Consider the following 16,537-nt stretch of genomic DNA (forward strand, 5'->3'; position numbering starts at 1 on the left):
ATGTAACCGATCGGTTCGTCGGCCCGACAGTGGTACGAACCGGTCGGTCACATGTCAAGCCCGAGAGGTGGCAGGATGGCGGAGACGAGGACGGTCCGGAAGGCGGCGACGGCGGACGGCGCCGCGCCGAAGCGGGCGCGCGACCGGATCTTCGCGGTCGCCGACGAGCTGTTCTATCGCCAGGGTATCCGCGCGGTCGGGGTCGATGCCATCGCCAAGGAGGCGGGCGTGGCCAAAATCAGCCTGTATCGCGCCTTCCCGTCGAAGGACGATCTGGTCGTCGCCTATCTCGAGGACCGCAACGCCGATTACTGGCGCCGGTGGGACAAGGCTTTCGCCAAGCACGAGGGCGATCCACGGGCGCAGCTGCGGGCGCTGATGGAATATCTCGCCGACCGCACCACCGCCCCCGGCTATCGCGGCTGCCCCTTCACCAACGACGCCACCGAGTTCCCCGACCCGAGCCATCCCGGGCGGCGGGTGGCCGAGGCGAACAAGCGCGAGCTGCGCCGCCGAATGCTGCAGCTGGCCGAGGCGCTGGGCGCGCCCGACCCGAAGGCGCTGGCCGACGGGCTGGTGCTGCTGGTCGAAGGCGCCTATGCGATCAGCCAGACCCTGCGCGGCCGGGACGGCCCCGGCCAGGCGATCGTCTGGGCCGCCGAGGCGCTGGTCGAGGCGCAGCTGGGGCGGGACAAGGGCACCTGAACCGCCCCTACCGCCGGTCCAGCCCCAGCCGTTTCAACTCCGCCTCCCGCCGCGGCGCGTCGGAGGCGAGAAAGAATTCGTCCAGCTGCGGCGGGGCCACCCGCGTGCCGGACAGCATGGCGTGGGCCTGGCCGCGATGATGGATCTGGTGCTGGAACAGATGGGACAGGATGGCCGTGACCGTCTCGCGATAGGCGATGCCGTCGCGGCGGTCGATCGGCACCACCCGGTCGAGGCCGGCGGCGTCGAGCCCGTCGCAGAAGCGGACCAGCTCGCGATCGGTCTCGGCCTGGGCCGCGGCCAGGTCGACCGCGTCGGGATAGGGGACCAGGTCGACGCCGTGCTGCCGGCCGGTGCCCTTGAGATCGGCCAGATAGGCGCGATCGACGACGAGGATGTGGTTCAGCGTCCGCCGTAGCGACGGGAAGAAGCCGGTGCGCGGGGCCGCGAACTCCTCCGGCGTCAGCCTGAGGCAGGCCGCGTGCATCCGGGCATTGGCCCAGGCGTTGTTGCGGGCCATCTGGCGGAAATGGTCGGCCAGCGACATCGCCATGCGTTCCTCCCTACTCTTCATTGCCGGAAAGGCTTCGCGGCTTTCCAAGTACCGACTGGAAGCTTCTGAGCGGACGCCCTCGCCTCGCCTGCCGGGATCTGAGAGAATACTGACATGTTCTGGCACTTCTTCCAGTCTGCCCGGCTTCGCTCCGCCGCTCGGCGTTGGGCCCGAGAAGCTTGGCCGCAGTTGCAGAAGGATTACGGCAGCGGCGAGAGCTTCACATCGGATCAAATCCGAGCTGCAGCCCGACGGGTCGGCCTGTCTGACCGGTACCTGGTGATCGGATATGCCGTTTTCCTGCCGGAGGAAGCGTTCGCGGAACTTGCAGGCCCCAATCCGATCCCGGATCGAGACTCGCTAAGAGCCCTGTTCTGGGAACATGCGGACGTCGGTATCGATTCCGAAGGTACCGATGGGATTGTCTATCCCATTCCCCGATATTTGGGTGGCGATCTGCTTCGCTGACGATCTCGAAGGGCCAGCCAATCCGTCGCAGCCCGGCGCCATGGCGCCGGTTCCGCCGATGTCCTAGGCTTTCCGTCCGGCGGCAACGAGGCGGGCCGGAGCGGCATGATCGAACGCGATCCCTATAGCTGGCGGCAGGATCCGGCGGTGCCGCGATTCCCGGACGACCGGCCGATCGTCATCTTCGACGGTTACTGCGTCCTGTGCTCCGGCTGGGCCCGGTTCATCCTGCGGCACGACCGGGCCAAGCGGTTCCGGCTGCTGCCCGCGCAATCCCCGACCGGGCGGGCGCTCTACATCCATTACGGGCTCGACCCCGAGGAGTACGAGACCAACATCCTGCTGGCCGACGGCGTCGCCTGGCTCAGATCCGAAAGCGTCATCCGGACCGCGCTCGGCCTCGGCTTCCCCTGGTCGCTGGCGGCCGCGCTGCGGATGCTGCCCTTCGCCTGGCGCGAATGGCTCTACGGCCTGCTGGCGCGCAACCGCTTCCGCCTGTTCGGTCGGCGCGACACCTGCATGCTGCCGGTGCCGGGGCAGGAGGACCGCTTCCTGACATGATCGGCTGAGGGCCCCGGCGGAACGTTCCGTCCGCCGCGCCGTTGCTCAGGCAGGATCTGCGTCTCCGCTGCAGGAGCTGGATCGCCATGCCGCCCGACGTGGCGGGCATTGCCCTTCGCGCCGCCGTCGCCACCCTCAGCGCCGTCGCCGTCGTCGCCCTCGCGCTGCTCGTCTGGCGGATCGCGGACATCCTTCTCCTCGTCTTCGCCTCGGTCCTCCTGGCGCTGCTGCTGCGCGGGCTGGCAGACTGGATAGCGCGGTCGACGGGCGCCCCGATCGCCGTCGGTTTGGGCGCCGCCATCGGCCTGATCCTCCTGGCCGCCATCGGCAGCTTCTGGCTGTTCGGCGCGGAGATCGCCGGCCAGTTCGATCACCTGACCCGGATGGTTCCCGAAGCCTGGGCCCGGACGCGGGACCTGCTCGAGGACCATCGCTGGGGGCGGGCGATGGTGCGCCTGATCGAGGATTTCGAGCCGTCGGACATCGTGGGCGGCGTGCTGCGCAACGTCGGCGGTGCCACGATGGCCCTGGCGGGCTTCCTTGCCGAGATGGTGCTCGCGGTGGTCGGCGGCGTGTACCTGGCCGTGGAGCCGAGCCTCTACCGTCGGGGTTTTCTCCGCCTGCTGCCGCGGTCGGGACGGGCCTGGGCGGAGGCGGTGCTGGACCATTGCGGCGCCGCCCTTCGCCAATGGCTGAAGGGACAGGTCCTGGCGATGGCGCTGATCGGCACCCTGTCCGGGCTGGGGCTGTGGCTGCTGGGCGTCCCCTCGGCGGCGGCGCTCGGCCTGATCGCCGGGATCGCCGAATTCGTGCCCTTCGTCGGGCCTATCGCCGGCGCCGTCCTCGCCCTGCTCGTCGCCTCCGCCCAGGGCCCCGCGACCATGTTCTGGGTCTTGATCCTGTTCCTGCTGATTCAGCAGGTCGAGAGCAACCTGGTGACGCCGCTGATCGAGCGCCGGCTGGTCTCCCTGCCGATGACGTTGACGCTGTTCTCGATCGTCGCCATGGGGGTGGTGTTCGGCCCGCTGGGCGTGTTTCTGGCCACGCCGCTGACGGTCCTGATCTACGCCCTGGTGGCCAAGCTCTATGTCGAAGGGGTGCTCGGCCGCCACGTCTCGCCGCCTGGCGGCTGAGCCGGCCCGTCACCGCGCCAGCCGCAGCACCGCGTCGGACACCGGGGTGCGGGGGCGGCCGATCTCCTCCACGACGTCGAAATGGTGGCGGCCGGGGACCCGGATCGGCGTGCGGGCGAGGTTCGGCCAAGCCGCCGCCATCAGCGCCGATTGGCGGTGGAACTCCGCCGTCTCGTCGCCGCCGACCAGCAGCTCCAGCGGCGCGCCCGGCCGCGGTTCCGGCGTCTCGTGCAGGCTCCAGGCCTGCGCCTGCTCGGGCGTCAGACGGATCAACTCGTTCATGCTGGTGCGCAGGAGCGGCCGCAGGTCGAACACGCCGGAGATCGAGACGCCGCCGGCGAAAGGCGCCGCCGGCAGGCCGCGCGCCGTCCAGTCCGTCGCCAGCATCGAAGCGGTCAGGTAGCCGCCGCCGGAATGGCCGCCGACGATCAGGCAGCGCCGCTCGGCCTCATCCAGAAGCTGCGCCCAGGCGAAGGCGATAGCGCGGCGGCAGCTTTCGGCGATGCCGACGACCGTCGTCTGCGGGCACAGCGGATAGTTCAGCACCAGCGTGGTGAAGCCGGCAGGGACCAGCGCCGCCGCGGCCCAGGACACCTCGTCCTTGGACGAGGCGCGCCAGTAGCCGCCATGGATGAACACCACGGCGCCGCGCGGCCGGTCGGCGCGGAACAGGTCCAGCGTCTCGCGCGGGTCCGCGCCATAGGCGATGCCGGCCTGGTGCGGCACCCGCGCCCTTGTGGCCGCGGCGGTGTCGAGCCAGCGGCCGAACACCGCCGGGAGGTCGGGCACGGTGACCCGCGGGTTGTATTCCCGCTCGCACCACTCCGGGTCGTCGTAGCGGAGGGTGGTCATGCCCTCACTCCGGCAGCACGGCGGTGGCCTCGATCTCGACCAGCGCCTCCGGCTCCACCAGCTCGACCACCCGCATCACCGCCATGGCGGGGTAATGCGCGCCCATCACCTCGCGATAGGCGCGGCCGAGCGGCTTCAGGCTGGCGCGGTAGGCCTCCATATCGGTGACGTACCAGGTCAGCCGGGCGATGTGCTGCGGCCCCGCCCCGGCCTCGGCCAGCACCGCCAGGATGTTGCGCAGCGCCTGCGCCACCTGTTCGACCAGCCCCTCGGCGAAACGGCCCTCCGCGTCCCAGCCGATCTGGCCACCGACGAAGACCACGGGCCCGCGGCCCATCATCCCGTTGGCATAGCCCTTCGGCGCCGGCCAGCCTTCCGGCTGCAGCGTCACCAGGCCGCCCGCCCCTGCCCGCCCGGCGATTTCCGGTCGACCGATCATCGTCACGTCGCGCATCTCCGCTGATAGGATTCCACCGCCGCCCGAATGTCCGCCGGGATCGGGATCGCCGCCGCCTCGTCGAGATCCGTGGTCACCAGCACCAGCCGCCCGGCCAGTACCGGCGCGCCGTCGCGGTGGCCGTGGAGGACGAGGCCGATCGAGCTGCGGCCGACCGCCTCGACCAGCACGGTCAGGCCGAGCACGTCGCCCATCCGCGCCGGCTTCAGATAGTCGCATTCGGCCCGGGCATAGCCGAGCCCGACCCGCCGGTCGCGGATGATGCCGTGGTAGTCCAGGCCGAGCTCCGCCGCGAACCATTCCTCCACCGCAATCTGCATCATGCTGAAATAGCGGCCGAAGAAGACGATGCCGGCCGGGTCGCAATGCTCGAACCGGATCGGCTGCGCCGCGGTGAAGGCCGCCTTCGGCAGGTCGGCGGCGGCGAGCGGCCGGGCGCGGGCGGGGCGGAGCACGGTCACGAGGCTTTCGCCTGGGCTTCGGCGGCCAGGCGGCGCAGCTGGAAGCGCTGCAGCTTGCCGGTCTCGGTGCGCGGCAGGCGGTCGAGGAATTCGATCGCCCGGGGATATTTGTAGGGCGCGATCTCCGCCTTCACATGGTCCTGCAGGGCTTTTCGCGTTTCGGCCGTGGCCGGGACGCCGGGCTTCAGCACGACATAAGCCTTCACGATCTGCCCGCGGTCCGGGTCCGGCGCGCCGACCACGCCACATTCCTGCACCGCCGGGTGGGTGAGGAGCGCGTTCTCCACCTCCGGCCCGGCGATGTTGTAGCCGGCGGAGACGATCATGTCGTCCGACCGCGCCTGGTACCAGAAATAACCGTCGGCATCGCGGATATAGGTGTCGCCGGTGACGTTCCAGCCGTTCCGGACGTAGACGCGCTGGCGATCGTCGGCGAGGTAGCGGCAGCCGGTCGGGCCGCGCACGGCCAGGAACCCGGCCTCGCCGTCCGGCAGCTCGTTGAAATCGGCGTCGACGATCTTCGCCTCATAGCCCGGCACCACCGTGCCGGTGGCGCCCGGCCGCACCGCGCCGGGAAGGGAGGCGATGAAGATGTGCAGCATCTCGGTGGCGCCGATGCCTTCCGTGATCTCGACCCCGGTGGCGTCGCGCCAGGCCGCGAAGGTGGCGGCCGGCAGCGCCTCGCCGGCCGAGACGCAGCGGCGCAGGCTGGACAGGTCGCGCCCCGGCTTCTGTGCCAGCATGGCGCGGTAGGCGGTGGGCGCGGTGAAGCAGATGGTCGGGCGGAAGCGCTCGATGCCGTCCAAAAGCTCGGGCGGCGACGCCCGCTCCAGCAGCACGCTGGAAGCGCCGGCGCGCATCGGGAACAGCACGAGGCCGCCGAGCCCGAAAGTGAAGGCCAGAGGCGGGCTGCCGATGAAGCGGTCCGACTCGTTCGGCTGCAGCACCTGGCCGGAATAGGCGTCGCAGATCGCCAGAATGTCGCGGTGGTTGTGCATCGTCCCCTTCGGCACCCCGGTGGTGCCGGAGGTGAAGCCGATCAGGCAGATGTCCTCCGCCGCCGTGTCGACCGGCGCGAACTCGGCCGGAACCGTCGCCATGCGGGATTCGAGGTCGGCCTCGGTCCCGCCGCCGAAGGTGAGGATCGTCTGCAGCGCCGGCGCCTGGGCCCGCGCCGTCTCCAGGTCCGGCAGCAGCCGGGCGTCGCAGAGGGCCAGGCGCACCTGGGCCTTCTCGATCATGAAGGCCAGCTCCTTGGGCCGCAGCAGCGGCATGGTCGCCACCACCACCGCCCCGGCCTTCAACGCGGCCAGGGTGCAGGCGACCATCATCGGGTTGTTGGCCGAGCGCAGCAGCACCCGGTTCCCCGGCACTAGCCTGGCATCCCGCACCAGCACCCGGGCGATGCGGTTCACCCGATCCAGCAGATCGGCATAGGACCATTCGATCCCCGGCGCGATCAGGCAGGGCCGGTCGCCATGCCCCTCGGCGACATGCCGGTCCAGCAGCTCGGCGATGCAGTTCAGCCGCGGCGGATACTGCAGTGACGGCAGGGTGAAGCGGAACTCCGGCCATTGGTCCCGCGGCGGAAGGTTGTCGCGGGCGAAGCTGTCGACATGCGCGCTCTTCGTCTCCATCTCGCCTCTCCCGTTTCTTCAGCCGTCATTCCGTTTCCGCCAGCAGCTGGCGGGCGATGACGATCTTCTGGACTTCGGTGGCGCCCTCGTAGATGCGGAGCGCCCGGATCTCGCGATACAGCTCCTCGACCTTCACGCCGCGGGTGACGCCGAGGCCGCCGAACAGCTGCACGGCGCGGTCGATCACGCGCTGCGCCGCCTCGGTCGCATGCATCTTGGCCATCGCCGCCTCGCGCGTGACCCGCGCGGCGCCGCGGTCCTTGGCCCAGGCGGCGCGGTAGATCAGCAGGGCGCTGGCGTCGATCTCGGTCGCCATCTCGGCCAGCGCCGCCTGGCTGAGCTGCAGGTCGCCCAGCGACCCGCCGAACATCTTGCGGCCGCGGGCGCGGCCCAGCGCCTCGTCCAGCGCCCGACGGGCGAAGCCCAGCGCCGCGGCGCCGACGGTGGGGCGAAACACGTCAAGCGTCGCCATCGCCACCTTGAACCCCTCCCCCGCCCCGCCGATGCGGTCGGACAGCGGCACGCGGCAGCCCTCGAAGCGCAGCGTGGCCAGCGGGTGCGGCGCGATCACTTCGATCCGCTCCGCCACACTCAGCCCGGGCGCGTCGGCCGGCACCAGGAAGGCGGAGAGGCCGCGGGCGCCCTGCGCCTCGCCGGTGCGGGCGAAGACGACATAGTGGTCGGCGATGCCGCCATTGGAGATGAAGGTCTTCTCGCCCTCGATCCGCACCGCATCCGGCCCGTCCGGCACCGCCGTCGTGCCAGTGGCCGCGACATCGGATCCGGCCTCGGGCTCGGACAAGGCGAAGGCGGCGATGGCGCGGCCGTCGCGCACCGGCGGCAGGACCCGGTCCTTCAGGGCGTTGGTGCCGAACAGGGTGACCGGGCCGGTGCCCAGCCCCTGCATGGCGAAGGCGAAATCGGCCAGCCCGTCGTGCCGGGCCAGGGTCTCGCGGATCAGGCACAGGCTGCGGACGTCCAGCCGCTCCGACGCGCCGCCATGGCTGGCCGGGACGGCGTGGCGCAGCCAGCCGGCCTGGCCCAGCGCCGCGACCAGGCGGCGGCAGGAGCCGTCGACGTCATGATGGTCGACCAGCCCCGGCAGCGTCCGCCCGGCCCAGTCGTCGAGCGCCGCCGCCACTTCGCGATGGCGGTCCTCGAAGAAGGGCCAGTCGAGGAAGCTGCGGTCGGGCATCAGTTCCCCTCGAACACCGGCTTGGTCTTGGCGGCGAAGGCCTCGTAGGCGCGGCGGAAGTCCCGGGTCTGCATGCAGACCGCCTGGGCCTGGGCTTCGGCGTCGATCGCCTGGTCGACGCCCATGTCCCATTCCAGATGCAGCATCCGCTTGGTCATGGCGTGGGCGAAGGTGGGGCCGTCGGCCAGCGACCGCGCCAGCGCCATGGCCTCCTCCAGCAGGGCCTCCGGCTCGACCAGCCGGTTGAGGAAGCCCCAGCGCTCCGCCTCCGCCCCGTCCATGCTGCGGCCGGTGTAGAGCAGCTCCGACGCCCGGCCCTGGCCGATGATGCGGGGCAGGATGGCGCAGGCCCCCATGTCGCAGCCGGCCAGGCCGACGCGGGTGAACAGGAAGGCGGTGCGGCTGCGCGCGGTGCCGAGGCGCAGGTCCGACGCCATGGCGAGGATCGCGCCGGCCCCGGCGCAGACGCCGTCGACCGCGGCCACGATCGGCTGCGGGCAGGCGCGCATCGCCTTGACCAGGTCGCCGGTCATGCGGGTGAACTCCAGCAGCCCGGCCATGTCGCGGTCCAGCAGCGGCGCGATGATCTCGAACACGTCGCCGCCGGAGCAGAAATTGCCGCCGGCCCCGGTCACCACCGCCGCCTTGATCGCGTCGTCGGCGGCCAGAGCGCGGAACAGAGCCAGCAGCTCGGCATAGCTGTCGAAGGTCAGCGGGTTCTTCCGCTCCGGCCGGTTCAGGGTGACGGTCGCGACCTTGCCCTCGACCGACCACAGGACGTGCCGGGCGCGGTAGGCGGAGAGCGGCGGGGCGATGGTGAATTGGGTCATTGCGGCCTCACATGGCCTCGCCGCCGGCGATCGGCAGGGCGATGCCGTTGACGCTCGCGGCCTCCGGCCCGGCCAGCCAGGCGACGGCGGCCGCCACCTCCTCCGGCCGCACCAGGCGGCCCTGCGGGTTGCCCCGGATCAGCTCGGCCCGGATCTCGTCCGGGCTGCGGCCGGTCTTGCCCTCGATCCGGGCGACGGCGCCGCGCACCAGATCGGTGTCGGTATAGCCGGGGCAGACGGCGTTGACGGTGACACCCCTGGCCGCGACCTCGCGCGCCAGAGCCCGGGTCAGTCCGACCACGCCGTGCTTGGCGGCGCAATAGGCGGCGACATAGGGATAGCCGGTCAGCCCGGCGATGCTGGCGATGTTGATCACCCGGCCCCAGCCGCGCTCGGCCATGCCCGGCAGCACCAGCCGCGTCGCCTCGTAGACCGCGCCGAGATTGAGGCCGATCATCCGGTCCCACAGCGCCCGGTCGGTGCGGGCGAAGGGCGCGCTCTCCGCAGCCCCGGCATTGTTGACCAGGATCTCGACGGGGCCGTGATCCGCGGCCAGCCGCGCGACGGCGGATTCCAGCTGATCCGGCTTCGTCACATCGGCCACGGCATAGGCGCGGGCCCGGCCGGCGGCGACGGTTTCGGCCAGCCGGGATTCGGTGCGGCCCAGCACGGTCACGGTGGCACCCCGGGCCGCCAGCGCCGCCGCCACCGCGGCGCCGATGCCGCTGCCGCCGCCGGTGACCAGTGCATGCTTACCCGTCAGTCCGTCCGGTTCGGGCATGGCGACCTCCTGCGAGATACTTTAAGCTTGAAACATCTTGGCAGCAAGATCGTGTTTGCCCATCTGCCGGATCGCCGGGCCGCATTGTGAACCGCCAGTCACAGCATTCATCTAAAATCGAAAGAAATATTTGCGATTCCAAGAATCCGTTGACTCACTTGTCGAAGGATGTAGAATCCACCTCGATTTCGGCGACATTCCCGAAATCGATTAGCAGATGAATACACTAATATGTGATTTTACCTCTAACCCTAATCCGAAACTGGTTCTGTCCTTCCAGGATATGAGGCTCTCCAGCCGTGCCGTCACGGCCGGCCGGGGTTGCTCGAACTCATCTTCGAAAATCCGATCGCATACAGATAATCGCGATCCATCAAACTCCGATGTCTTGCTCTCAGTTTATTCTCCATCCCGTTTTTATGAATTTTAAGGACGAAAACCATGGCAAACACGAAGAATTTCGTCGACCTGCAGGCCGGCTTCTACAATGCCCTGGCGCAGGGTCTCGGCTATTCGCCCAGCGATCCGTTTCAACTGATCCAGCCGTCACCGCCGCTGGTCGGCGGACAGGAGGGCGACGAGCTGCTGTGGAACTACCTCAACGCCATCCCGCCGGCATCGCTGACGCAGAACACCACCGTCTCCGGCGGCAACCAGTTTCTGGCCGACTACCAGGCGGTGATGTCGGCGCTGCAGGCGGCGCCGAACAACTTCCAGTCCACCATCGGCGAGGCCTGCTTCAACGCCTATCAGGCGGCGCTGAAGAACGGCCAGGTGAAGCCCGGGCCGATGAACTTCCGCAACTGGGCGCTGTACAACGGCACCTGCTCCGCCGTCGCCGTCTCCGGCGCTTCGGCGCTGGCAGCCGCCATGCTGGACCCGATCTTCGCGGCCCAGATGAACGTCCTGCCCTACAAGCCGGCGGGCACGGACTCGGTCACCTTCGTGCCCGGCTACCAGAAGATGCTGGCGCTGCTGAAGAAGGCGCCCAGCCGGGCCTTCAGCGTGTCGGCCGGCGACTGGAACACCGACGTCTCCAAGACCTGGACCGGCGGCTCCGACAGCGGCTTCTTCGGCCTGTGGGGCGGCAGCAGCTCGGAATCGACGCTGAGCCAGAAATTCGCCTCCAGCGCCGTGTCGCTGTCGGCCAGCTTCGCGCATGTGCTGCCCTTCAACGCCACACCGGGCGACTGGTACAGCTCCTCGGCGCTCGGCCTCGCCTACAACAGCCCGAACGCGGCGCCCTGGAACCCGGCCAGCCCGATCAACTGGGACAAGACCTTCGGGCCGCAGGGAAACATGCAGCGCTTCACCGCGAATCTGCTGATCGCGGACCAGATGGAGGTCGTGGTCACGTCCTCGGCCTCCTACAGCTCGCTCGAGCAGACCGAGATCAAGCAGAACTCGAGCAAGGGGCTTTGGCCGTTCTACAGCGGCAGCGACGGCAGCAGCTCGTCCACCAGCGTCTCCTTCGACGCCTCCGGCGAGATGCAGGTCAAGATCACGAGCGGGCCGAACGCGCCGGTCGTGATCGGCTGCAACGTGCTGGCCGCCAGCATGTATCTCGGCCATGAGGCGGCCGCCGCGAAGGTGCTGGCCCGCACCTTCTATCCGGACCGCTGACGCGCGGCATCGGTCGGGACGGGCCGCCGCGGCGTCGGCATGGCGCCGCGGCGGCTCCGCCCATCCGCCGGAGCCCCGATCCGAATATGCGAGGGATTCCATGACCTCGTTCGACGAACTGCAGGCCCGCTTCGCCGCGGCCGAGCTCTCGGCGCTCGGGCAGGCCGCCCCGAGGGGCCGCGTGATGCAGCCGGCCCTGATGCTGCCGACCGACGACGACCAGGCGCTGTGGTCGCTGTTCGACGCGATTCCGCTCGGCTCGCCGATCTACGCCGCCTCGGGCACCCAATTCTTTACGGCCTATTCCGCGCTGATCGACGCGCTGATCGCGGGGACGAACCCGCTCGACCCGGTCGCCACGGCCAAGCGACGGCTCGCCGCCTGGGGGTCGAAGCCGCCCGACTGGAGCATCGGCTGTGCCGGCCTGCTGAAGCAACTCGAAGCCGCCCCGTCCCTGGCCTTCCCCTTCACCAGCACGGCCGTGCCGGAGCCCGGCTTCTGGGGCCTGTGGACGGAGAGCCCGACGGCCGCCGGGCCGAGTGCGCAGTTCGCCTCCGGCGATGTCTCCGCCGACCTGTCCTTCGCCCATGCCCTGACCTTCGCGCCGACACCGGGGGACTGGTACGTGTCCTCCGCCCTCGCCCTGGCCTACGCCACCAGGAGCGGCCTGCCCTGGCCCGGCGGCTCCGATGTGACCTGGGACTCGACCTTCGGGCCGGACGGCACGATGCCGCGCTTCCTGGCGGGGCTGAGCGTGGTGTCGGAGATCGATGTCCGATCCGACTCGACGGCCGCCTTCAGCACAGCCGACCAGGCGCTGATCAAGTCGAACGCGGCCCTGGGGCTGTGGCCCTATTATCTCAGCGGCGGCGGCACGGTCACGAGCGTCGATTTCGACAGGGCGGGCCGAATCGCGATCAGGATCAGCAGCGAGCCGAGACGGCCGGTGGCCATCGCCGCCACCGTCCTGACCGCGGGCGAGTACCTGGCCTGAATCCCTATGCCGGGTCGGCCAGCCCGAGCTGGTGCAGCAGCCGGCCGAGATAGGCGCGCAGATCCTCCGCCGTCGGCTGTGCCGGGTCGATCAGCAGCCGGTGCAGCATGGCGCCGCCGAGCATGTCCTGCAGCAGCCCGGTGTCGGCCGAAGCCGGCAGCTCGCCCCGCTCCTTCGCCCGCTCCAGCAGGACGCCGAAGGCCTCGCGTCGCGGCCGCAGATAGGTCTCCCAATAGATCGCCAGCAGCCGCGGATGGCTCTGCACCGAGCCGATCAGCCGGGCCAGCAGCTTACGGTTCTCCGGGCTTGCCATCAGATCGGCGCCGGCCTCCATCATCCGGCGCAGCGTCGGGCCCAGCGGCAGGTCGGCATAATCCCGGAAATCGGTCACGCCCATGTCGCGCTCGGCATCTTCGCGCACCCGGCCGATCGCCTGGGCCAGCAGCGCCTCCTTCGAGGACCAGCGCCGGTAGATCGTGGTCTTGCCGACCCCGGCGCGCCGGGCGATGCGCTCGATGCTTGCCCCCTCGACCCCATGGTCCAGGAACAGCTCCAGCGCCGCCTTCAGGATCGCCTCTTCCGCCGCCCGGCTGCGCGGTCGCCCCGGCGCCCGCCGGTCCAGGATCTTCGCCGTCGTCACATCGAGCTCTCCGAACTCTCTTCGGAACCATATATCGAAACGATACTGTTTCGTATATATATTCTCACCGACTCACGTCGTGGGGAGCCGGAGTTGAAGACCGTCCGCATCCTGGCCGTCGCCCTAGTGCTCGTGCTGATCGCCGGCGGCGCCTACTGGCTGTTCGCCCGTCCTGCCCCGGTCGCGACCGTGGCGCCGCAGCGCGGCGAGGCGGCGCAGATCGTCTACGCCACCGGTGTGATCGAGCCGCGCGTATGGGCCAAGGTGACGCCGCTGATCCGCGAGCGCATCGTGTCGCTGTGCGACTGCGAGGGCAAACCGATCGAGCTCGGTGCGGAGCTGGCCCGGCTGGACAGCCGCGAGGCCGAGGCGACGTTGGCCGAGCTGAAGGCGCGGCAGAAGCTGGCGGCGGCCGAGCACGAGCGGCAGCTGGTGCTGGCCGGCCGCAACGTCGCCAGCATCCGGGACCTCGATCAGGCGCGCAGCGAGCTCGCACAGCTGGAGGCGCTGATCGCCGGCCAGACCGCGAAGCTGGAGACCTACGTGCTGCGCTCGCCAATGCGCGGTCAGGTGCTGCGCAAGGATGGCGAGGTCGGCGAGATCGTCGACCCCGGCACCATCCTGTTCTGGGTCGGCGAGCCGAAGCCGCTCTGGGTCATTGCCGACGTCAACGAGGAGGACATCCCCCAGGTCACGGTCGGGCAGAAGGCGCTCTTACGCTCCGACGCCTTCCCCGGCCAGGCGCTGCCGGCCACGGTCGACAGCATCACGCCGAAGGGCGACCCGGTGGCCAAGACCTATCGCGTGCGCCTGGCCCTGCCGGACGACACGCCGGTCCGGATCGGCATGACGGTCGACGTCAACATCATCAACCGCACGGTGCCGAACGCCCTGCTGATCCCCACTGAAGCGGTGAACGGGACCGCCGTCTTCACGGTCGATTCAGACAACCGGGCCCGGCGCCGGACGCTCGAGATCGGCATTCGCGGCATCCGGGATTTCGAGGTGCTGTCCGGCCTGGCCGAGGGCGACCGCGTGATCACCCCCTTCCCCGAGACCCTGGCCGACGGCGCCCGGGTGGCGCCGGAGGGAGGCTGAGCCATGCGCCTTCTGCTCGACCTCGCCGTCACCCATATCATCGGCCGCGGCCGGCAGACCCTGGTCGCGATCCTCGGCACGGCGCTGGGCGTCGGCTTCTCGATCGCCATGGCCGCGCTGATGCAGGGCGGCGAGGACGATTTCGTCGCCCAGCTGATCGACACCATGCCGCATGTCCAGATCACCGACGAGCGGCGGACGGCGGCACGGCAGCCGGCGGAGGACGCCTTCGACGCGGTCGCGATCGCCGGCCTCAGGCCCCGGGACGACCGGCGCGGCATCCTGAACCCGACCGCCGCGGTGGCGGCTCTGGCCGCCTGGGTCCCGGGCCTGATGTCGACGACCCTGAAGACCCAGGGCGTGGTGCGCTATGGCGGGCGGGACATCGGCATCACCATCTTCGGCATCGAGCCGCGGCAGGAAGCCCGGGTCTCCTCCATCGCCCAGGATTTCCGCCAGGGCAGCTTCGATTCGCTGATCGCCGGCGGCAACAACATCGTCGTCGGGGACAGCCTGGCGAAGCGGCTCGGGGCCGATCTCGGCACCACCGTCACCCTCGTCTCCGCCACCGGCCAGAGCCGCGCGGTCAAGATCGTCGGCCTCTTCCACACCGGCGTCACCGCCCGCGACGAGGGCGAGGGCTATGTCCTGCTGAAGATCGCGCAGGTCCTGAGCGAGCGGCCGAACGCCATCAACGAGATCCGGCTGCGCCTCGACGACCCGCAGGCCGCGCCGGGGGTGGCCAAGCGGGTGGAGGCGCAGATCGGCTATAAGGCGGTGGCCTGGCAGGAGGCGAACGAGTCGTTGCTGGAGGCCTTCGTCATACGCAACATCATCATGTACACGGTGGTCGGCGCCATCCTGCTGGTGGCCGGCTTCGGCATCTTCAACATCATCTCGACCATCACCCATGAGAAGGCGCGCGACATCGCCATCCTGAAGTCGCTCGGCTTCGAGGCGCGGGACATGCGCCGGCTGTTCCTGCTGGAGGGGCTGACGCTCGGCCTCGCCGGCTCGCTGGTCGGCTGGGTGCTCGGCTTCGGCCTGTGCTTCGCCCTGTCGAAGATCGAGCTGCGCCTGTCCGGCGCCGCGGTAGGGCGCGAGATCACGCATCTGCCGCTGACCTGGAGCCCGTGGCACTATTTGATCGCCGCCGGCTTCGCCCTGGCCGCGGCCGGCATCGCCGGCTACCTGCCCGCCCGCCAGGCGGCGAAGCTGAACCCGGTCGACATCATCCGGGGGGCGACATGAGCGCTCAGAATCCAGGAAAGCTGATCGAAGCCAGAGGCCTCACCCGGGTGCTGCCGGAGACGGTGCCGGTGACGCTGGTCAAGGACGTGTCGCTGACCATCGGCGAGCGGGAGCTCGTCGCCGTCACCGGCCCGTCCGGCTCCGGCAAGTCCTCGCTGCTCTACCTGCTCGGCCTGCTGGACCGGCAGACCGAGGGGGAGCTGCGCATCGCCGGGCAGGACGCGGCGGCGCTGGACGAGCGCGGCCGCGCCCGGCTGCGGCTGCAAGCGATCGGCTTCGTCTTTCAGTTCCACTTCCTGCTGCCGGAATTCACGGCCACGGAGAATATCGAGATCCCGATGCGCAAGATGGGCCGCCTCTCCGCCCGGCAGATGCGGGAGCGCGCCGAGGCGCTACTCGACTCGCTCGGCCTCGCCGACCATCGCGACAAGCGGCCGGACCAGCTGTCCGGCGGCCAGCGCCAGCGCGTGGCGGTGGCGCGGGCGCTGGCCAACGACCCGCCGCTGCTGCTGGCCGACGAGCCGACCGGCAGCCTCGACTCCCACAGCTCGGAGCAGGTCTTCGCCATCCTCTCGGGGCTGGTGCGCGAGCGCGGCAAGACCGTGGTGGCAGTGACCCACGACGTCGACCTGGCGACGCGGATGGACCGGCGCATCCACCTCGTCGACGGTGCCGTGACCAGCGACGAGCGGACCGGCGGCTGATCGGTGGTGGAGTCGATCGGCGTGTTCGGCTCCGACGGCGTCGCTCAATCCGTCCGCGGCGGGCGCTCGACCGCCCAGCTCGCATCGGCGCCGAACGGGTGATCGATGAAGAAGTACCAGCTGCCGTCCTCACCTTTGCGGTGAACCTCCATCCCGTGATGATGGACTTCGATCGGACTGCCGTCCCTGTCCTGGCCGGTGATCCGCCACTGCGAGCGCGTCATCGCGAAGTCGCCGGCGATGGTGACATGGTGGGTCACGACATCCATGTGAGGCTTCATGCCGATGTAAGCCGCCATCGTCGCCCGGATCGCGTCGGCGCCGCGCGCGATCGTCGTGCCGCCGTGGACCTCGTTCACCTGCACGATCGAGGCCTCGGGGTGGTAGAGCGCGGCCGCCGCTTCGACGTCCTGCGCATTGAAGGCGCGCGCGAGCCACAGATTGGAGAGATCGGGGGAGGGAGCACCCATGGTTCGTCTCCTGTCAGGTTGCGGGAGTCGACATAAGGAATGGCTCCGCAGCCCGGAAGGCCGCGTTCCCGCAGTCTTCCTGTGCGCAGGCGCACAGCCCGCCATCGCCCCGTCTGGCTATGAC

General features: G+C 70.0%; 19 protein-coding genes. 9 read left to right on the top strand and 10 right to left on the bottom strand.

Annotation, left to right across the window (positions count from 1 at the left end; all coding sequences use genetic code 11):
• The first annotated feature begins 75 nt into the window (after positions 1-75).
• On the top strand, positions 76-705 hold the full coding sequence (locus KXR53_RS11300) for a TetR/AcrR family transcriptional regulator (protein ID WP_437375237.1): 630 nt from the start codon (positions 76-78) through the stop codon (positions 703-705).
• 7 nt (positions 706-712) lie between these two features.
• Here the strand turns inward: KXR53_RS11300 and KXR53_RS11305 are convergent, their stop codons facing one another.
• The gene (locus tag KXR53_RS11305) at positions 713-1,258 is read right to left on the bottom strand and encodes a DinB family protein (RefSeq protein ID WP_437375238.1); all 546 of its coding nucleotides are present in this window, start codon (positions 1,256-1,258) and stop codon (positions 713-715) included.
• A gap of 114 nt (positions 1,259-1,372) precedes the next feature.
• On the opposite strand from KXR53_RS11305, the gene KXR53_RS11310 reads away from it, so the two are divergent.
• The 3 genes from KXR53_RS11310 to KXR53_RS11320 all read left to right on the top strand — a co-directional run bounded on the left by KXR53_RS11310 (position 1,373) and on the right by KXR53_RS11320 (position 3,420).
• Positions 1,373-1,726, top strand: a complete 354-nt coding sequence (locus KXR53_RS11310) for a DUF6559 family protein (RefSeq protein ID WP_437375239.1) — start codon at positions 1,373-1,375, stop codon at positions 1,724-1,726.
• Positions 1,727-1,831: 105 nt separating this feature from the next.
• On the top strand, positions 1,832-2,287 hold the full coding sequence (locus KXR53_RS11315) for a thiol-disulfide oxidoreductase DCC family protein (RefSeq protein ID WP_437375240.1): 456 nt from the start codon (positions 1,832-1,834) through the stop codon (positions 2,285-2,287).
• An 86-nt stretch (positions 2,288-2,373) separates the two neighbouring features.
• A complete protein-coding gene (locus KXR53_RS11320) occupies positions 2,374-3,420 on the top strand; it encodes an AI-2E family transporter (RefSeq protein ID WP_437375241.1) in 1,047 nt (348 codons plus the stop codon).
• A gap of 9 nt (positions 3,421-3,429) precedes the next feature.
• On the opposite strand, the gene KXR53_RS11325 is transcribed toward KXR53_RS11320, so the two are convergent.
• The 7 genes from KXR53_RS11325 to KXR53_RS11355 are packed head-to-tail and all read right to left on the bottom strand — an operon-like array spanning position 3,430 to position 9,633.
• Positions 3,430-4,272 carry an alpha/beta hydrolase gene (locus KXR53_RS11325; protein ID WP_437375242.1) on the bottom strand — a complete coding sequence of 281 codons (843 nt, stop codon included), beginning with the start codon at positions 4,270-4,272 and terminating at the stop codon, positions 3,430-3,432.
• A 4-nt stretch (positions 4,273-4,276) separates the two neighbouring features.
• Positions 4,277-4,711, bottom strand: a complete 435-nt coding sequence (locus tag KXR53_RS11330) for a RidA family protein (RefSeq protein ID WP_437375354.1) — start codon at positions 4,709-4,711, stop codon at positions 4,277-4,279.
• Between the two features lie 2 nt (positions 4,712-4,713).
• Positions 4,714-5,190, bottom strand: coding sequence for an acyl-CoA thioesterase (locus KXR53_RS11335; RefSeq protein WP_437375243.1), 477 nt, complete (start codon positions 5,188-5,190; stop codon positions 4,714-4,716).
• Positions 5,187-6,827 (bottom strand): benzoate-CoA ligase family protein, encoded by a 1,641-nt coding sequence (locus tag KXR53_RS11340; RefSeq protein ID WP_437375244.1) that lies wholly within the window; start codon positions 6,825-6,827, stop codon positions 5,187-5,189. Before KXR53_RS11340 ends, KXR53_RS11335 begins: the two co-directional genes overlap by 4 nt.
• A 25-nt stretch (positions 6,828-6,852) precedes the next feature.
• Entirely contained in the window at positions 6,853-8,022 is a 1,170-nt protein-coding gene (locus KXR53_RS11345; RefSeq protein ID WP_437375245.1) for an acyl-CoA dehydrogenase family protein, read from the bottom strand.
• Positions 8,022-8,852, bottom strand: a complete 831-nt coding sequence (locus KXR53_RS11350) for an enoyl-CoA hydratase family protein (RefSeq protein WP_437375246.1) — start codon at positions 8,850-8,852, stop codon at positions 8,022-8,024. The genes KXR53_RS11345 and KXR53_RS11350 overlap by 1 nt, the downstream gene beginning before the upstream one ends.
• 7 nt (positions 8,853-8,859) lie before the next feature.
• On the bottom strand, positions 8,860-9,633 hold the full coding sequence (locus KXR53_RS11355; RefSeq protein ID WP_437375247.1) for an SDR family NAD(P)-dependent oxidoreductase: 774 nt from the start codon (positions 9,631-9,633) through the stop codon (positions 8,860-8,862).
• 441 nt (positions 9,634-10,074) lie between these two features.
• On the opposite strand from KXR53_RS11355, the gene KXR53_RS11360 reads away from it, so the two are divergent.
• A complete protein-coding gene (locus KXR53_RS11360; protein ID WP_437375248.1) occupies positions 10,075-11,256 on the top strand; it encodes a hypothetical protein in 1,182 nt (393 codons plus the stop codon).
• 100 nt (positions 11,257-11,356) lie between these two features.
• Positions 11,357-12,250 carry a hypothetical protein gene (locus KXR53_RS11365; RefSeq protein ID WP_437375249.1) on the top strand — a complete coding sequence of 298 codons (894 nt, stop codon included), beginning with the start codon at positions 11,357-11,359 and terminating at the stop codon, positions 12,248-12,250.
• 4 nt (positions 12,251-12,254) lie between these two features.
• On the opposite strand, the gene KXR53_RS11370 is transcribed toward KXR53_RS11365, so the two are convergent.
• Positions 12,255-12,890: a TetR/AcrR family transcriptional regulator gene (locus KXR53_RS11370; protein ID WP_437375250.1), complete on the bottom strand. Its 636-nt coding sequence runs from the start codon at positions 12,888-12,890 to the stop codon at positions 12,255-12,257.
• A gap of 93 nt (positions 12,891-12,983) precedes the next feature.
• On the opposite strand from KXR53_RS11370, the gene KXR53_RS11375 reads away from it, so the two are divergent.
• The 3 genes from KXR53_RS11375 to KXR53_RS11385 are packed head-to-tail and all read left to right on the top strand — an operon-like array spanning position 12,984 to position 15,943.
• Positions 12,984-13,988 carry an efflux RND transporter periplasmic adaptor subunit gene (locus KXR53_RS11375; protein ID WP_437375251.1) on the top strand — a complete coding sequence of 335 codons (1,005 nt, stop codon included), beginning with the start codon at positions 12,984-12,986 and terminating at the stop codon, positions 13,986-13,988.
• A gap of 3 nt (positions 13,989-13,991) precedes the next feature.
• On the top strand, positions 13,992-15,239 hold the full coding sequence (locus tag KXR53_RS11380) for an ABC transporter permease (protein WP_437375252.1): 1,248 nt from the start codon (positions 13,992-13,994) through the stop codon (positions 15,237-15,239).
• Positions 15,236-15,943, top strand: coding sequence for an ABC transporter ATP-binding protein (locus KXR53_RS11385; protein ID WP_437375253.1), 708 nt, complete (start codon positions 15,236-15,238; stop codon positions 15,941-15,943). Before KXR53_RS11380 ends, KXR53_RS11385 begins: the two co-directional genes overlap by 4 nt.
• 44 nt (positions 15,944-15,987) lie before the next feature.
• On the opposite strand, the gene KXR53_RS11390 is transcribed toward KXR53_RS11385, so the two are convergent.
• Positions 15,988-16,413: a YybH family protein gene (locus KXR53_RS11390; RefSeq protein ID WP_437375254.1), complete on the bottom strand. Its 426-nt coding sequence runs from the start codon at positions 16,411-16,413 to the stop codon at positions 15,988-15,990.
• Positions 16,414-16,537: the final 124 nt, after the last annotated feature.

It is taken from the genome of Inquilinus limosus (assembly GCF_051487185.1).
GTDB classification, from domain to species: Bacteria; Pseudomonadota; Alphaproteobacteria; order DSM-16000; family Inquilinaceae; genus Inquilinus; species Inquilinus limosus_F.

Bases quoted from the DNA above. Each gene is read 5' to 3' on its own strand.
- KXR53_RS11300 (WP_437375237.1), top strand. From the start codon at position 76: ATGGCGGAGACGAGGACGGTCCGGAAGGCGGCGACGGCGGACGGCGCC.
- KXR53_RS11305 (WP_437375238.1), bottom strand. From the start codon at position 1,258: ATGGCGATGTCGCTGGCCGACCATTTCCGCCAGATGGCCCGCAACAAC.
- KXR53_RS11310 (WP_437375239.1), top strand. From the start codon at position 1,373: ATGTTCTGGCACTTCTTCCAGTCTGCCCGGCTTCGCTCCGCCGCTCGG.
- KXR53_RS11315 (WP_437375240.1), top strand. From the start codon at position 1,832: ATGATCGAACGCGATCCCTATAGCTGGCGGCAGGATCCGGCGGTGCCG.
- KXR53_RS11320 (WP_437375241.1), top strand. From the start codon at position 2,374: ATGCCGCCCGACGTGGCGGGCATTGCCCTTCGCGCCGCCGTCGCCACC.
- KXR53_RS11325 (WP_437375242.1), bottom strand. From the start codon at position 4,272: ATGACCACCCTCCGCTACGACGACCCGGAGTGGTGCGAGCGGGAATAC.
- KXR53_RS11330 (WP_437375354.1), bottom strand. From the start codon at position 4,711: ATGATCGGTCGACCGGAAATCGCCGGGCGGGCAGGGGCGGGCGGCCTG.
- KXR53_RS11340 (WP_437375244.1), bottom strand. From the start codon at position 6,827: ATGGAGACGAAGAGCGCGCATGTCGACAGCTTCGCCCGCGACAACCTT.
- KXR53_RS11345 (WP_437375245.1), bottom strand. From the start codon at position 8,022: ATGCCCGACCGCAGCTTCCTCGACTGGCCCTTCTTCGAGGACCGCCAT.
- KXR53_RS11350 (WP_437375246.1), bottom strand. From the start codon at position 8,852: ATGACCCAATTCACCATCGCCCCGCCGCTCTCCGCCTACCGCGCCCGG.
- KXR53_RS11355 (WP_437375247.1), bottom strand. From the start codon at position 9,633: ATGCCCGAACCGGACGGACTGACGGGTAAGCATGCACTGGTCACCGGC.
- KXR53_RS11360 (WP_437375248.1), top strand. From the start codon at position 10,075: ATGGCAAACACGAAGAATTTCGTCGACCTGCAGGCCGGCTTCTACAAT.
- KXR53_RS11365 (WP_437375249.1), top strand. From the start codon at position 11,357: ATGACCTCGTTCGACGAACTGCAGGCCCGCTTCGCCGCGGCCGAGCTC.
- KXR53_RS11380 (WP_437375252.1), top strand. From the start codon at position 13,992: ATGCGCCTTCTGCTCGACCTCGCCGTCACCCATATCATCGGCCGCGGC.
- KXR53_RS11385 (WP_437375253.1), top strand. From the start codon at position 15,236: ATGAGCGCTCAGAATCCAGGAAAGCTGATCGAAGCCAGAGGCCTCACC.
- KXR53_RS11390 (WP_437375254.1), bottom strand. From the start codon at position 16,413: ATGGGTGCTCCCTCCCCCGATCTCTCCAATCTGTGGCTCGCGCGCGCC.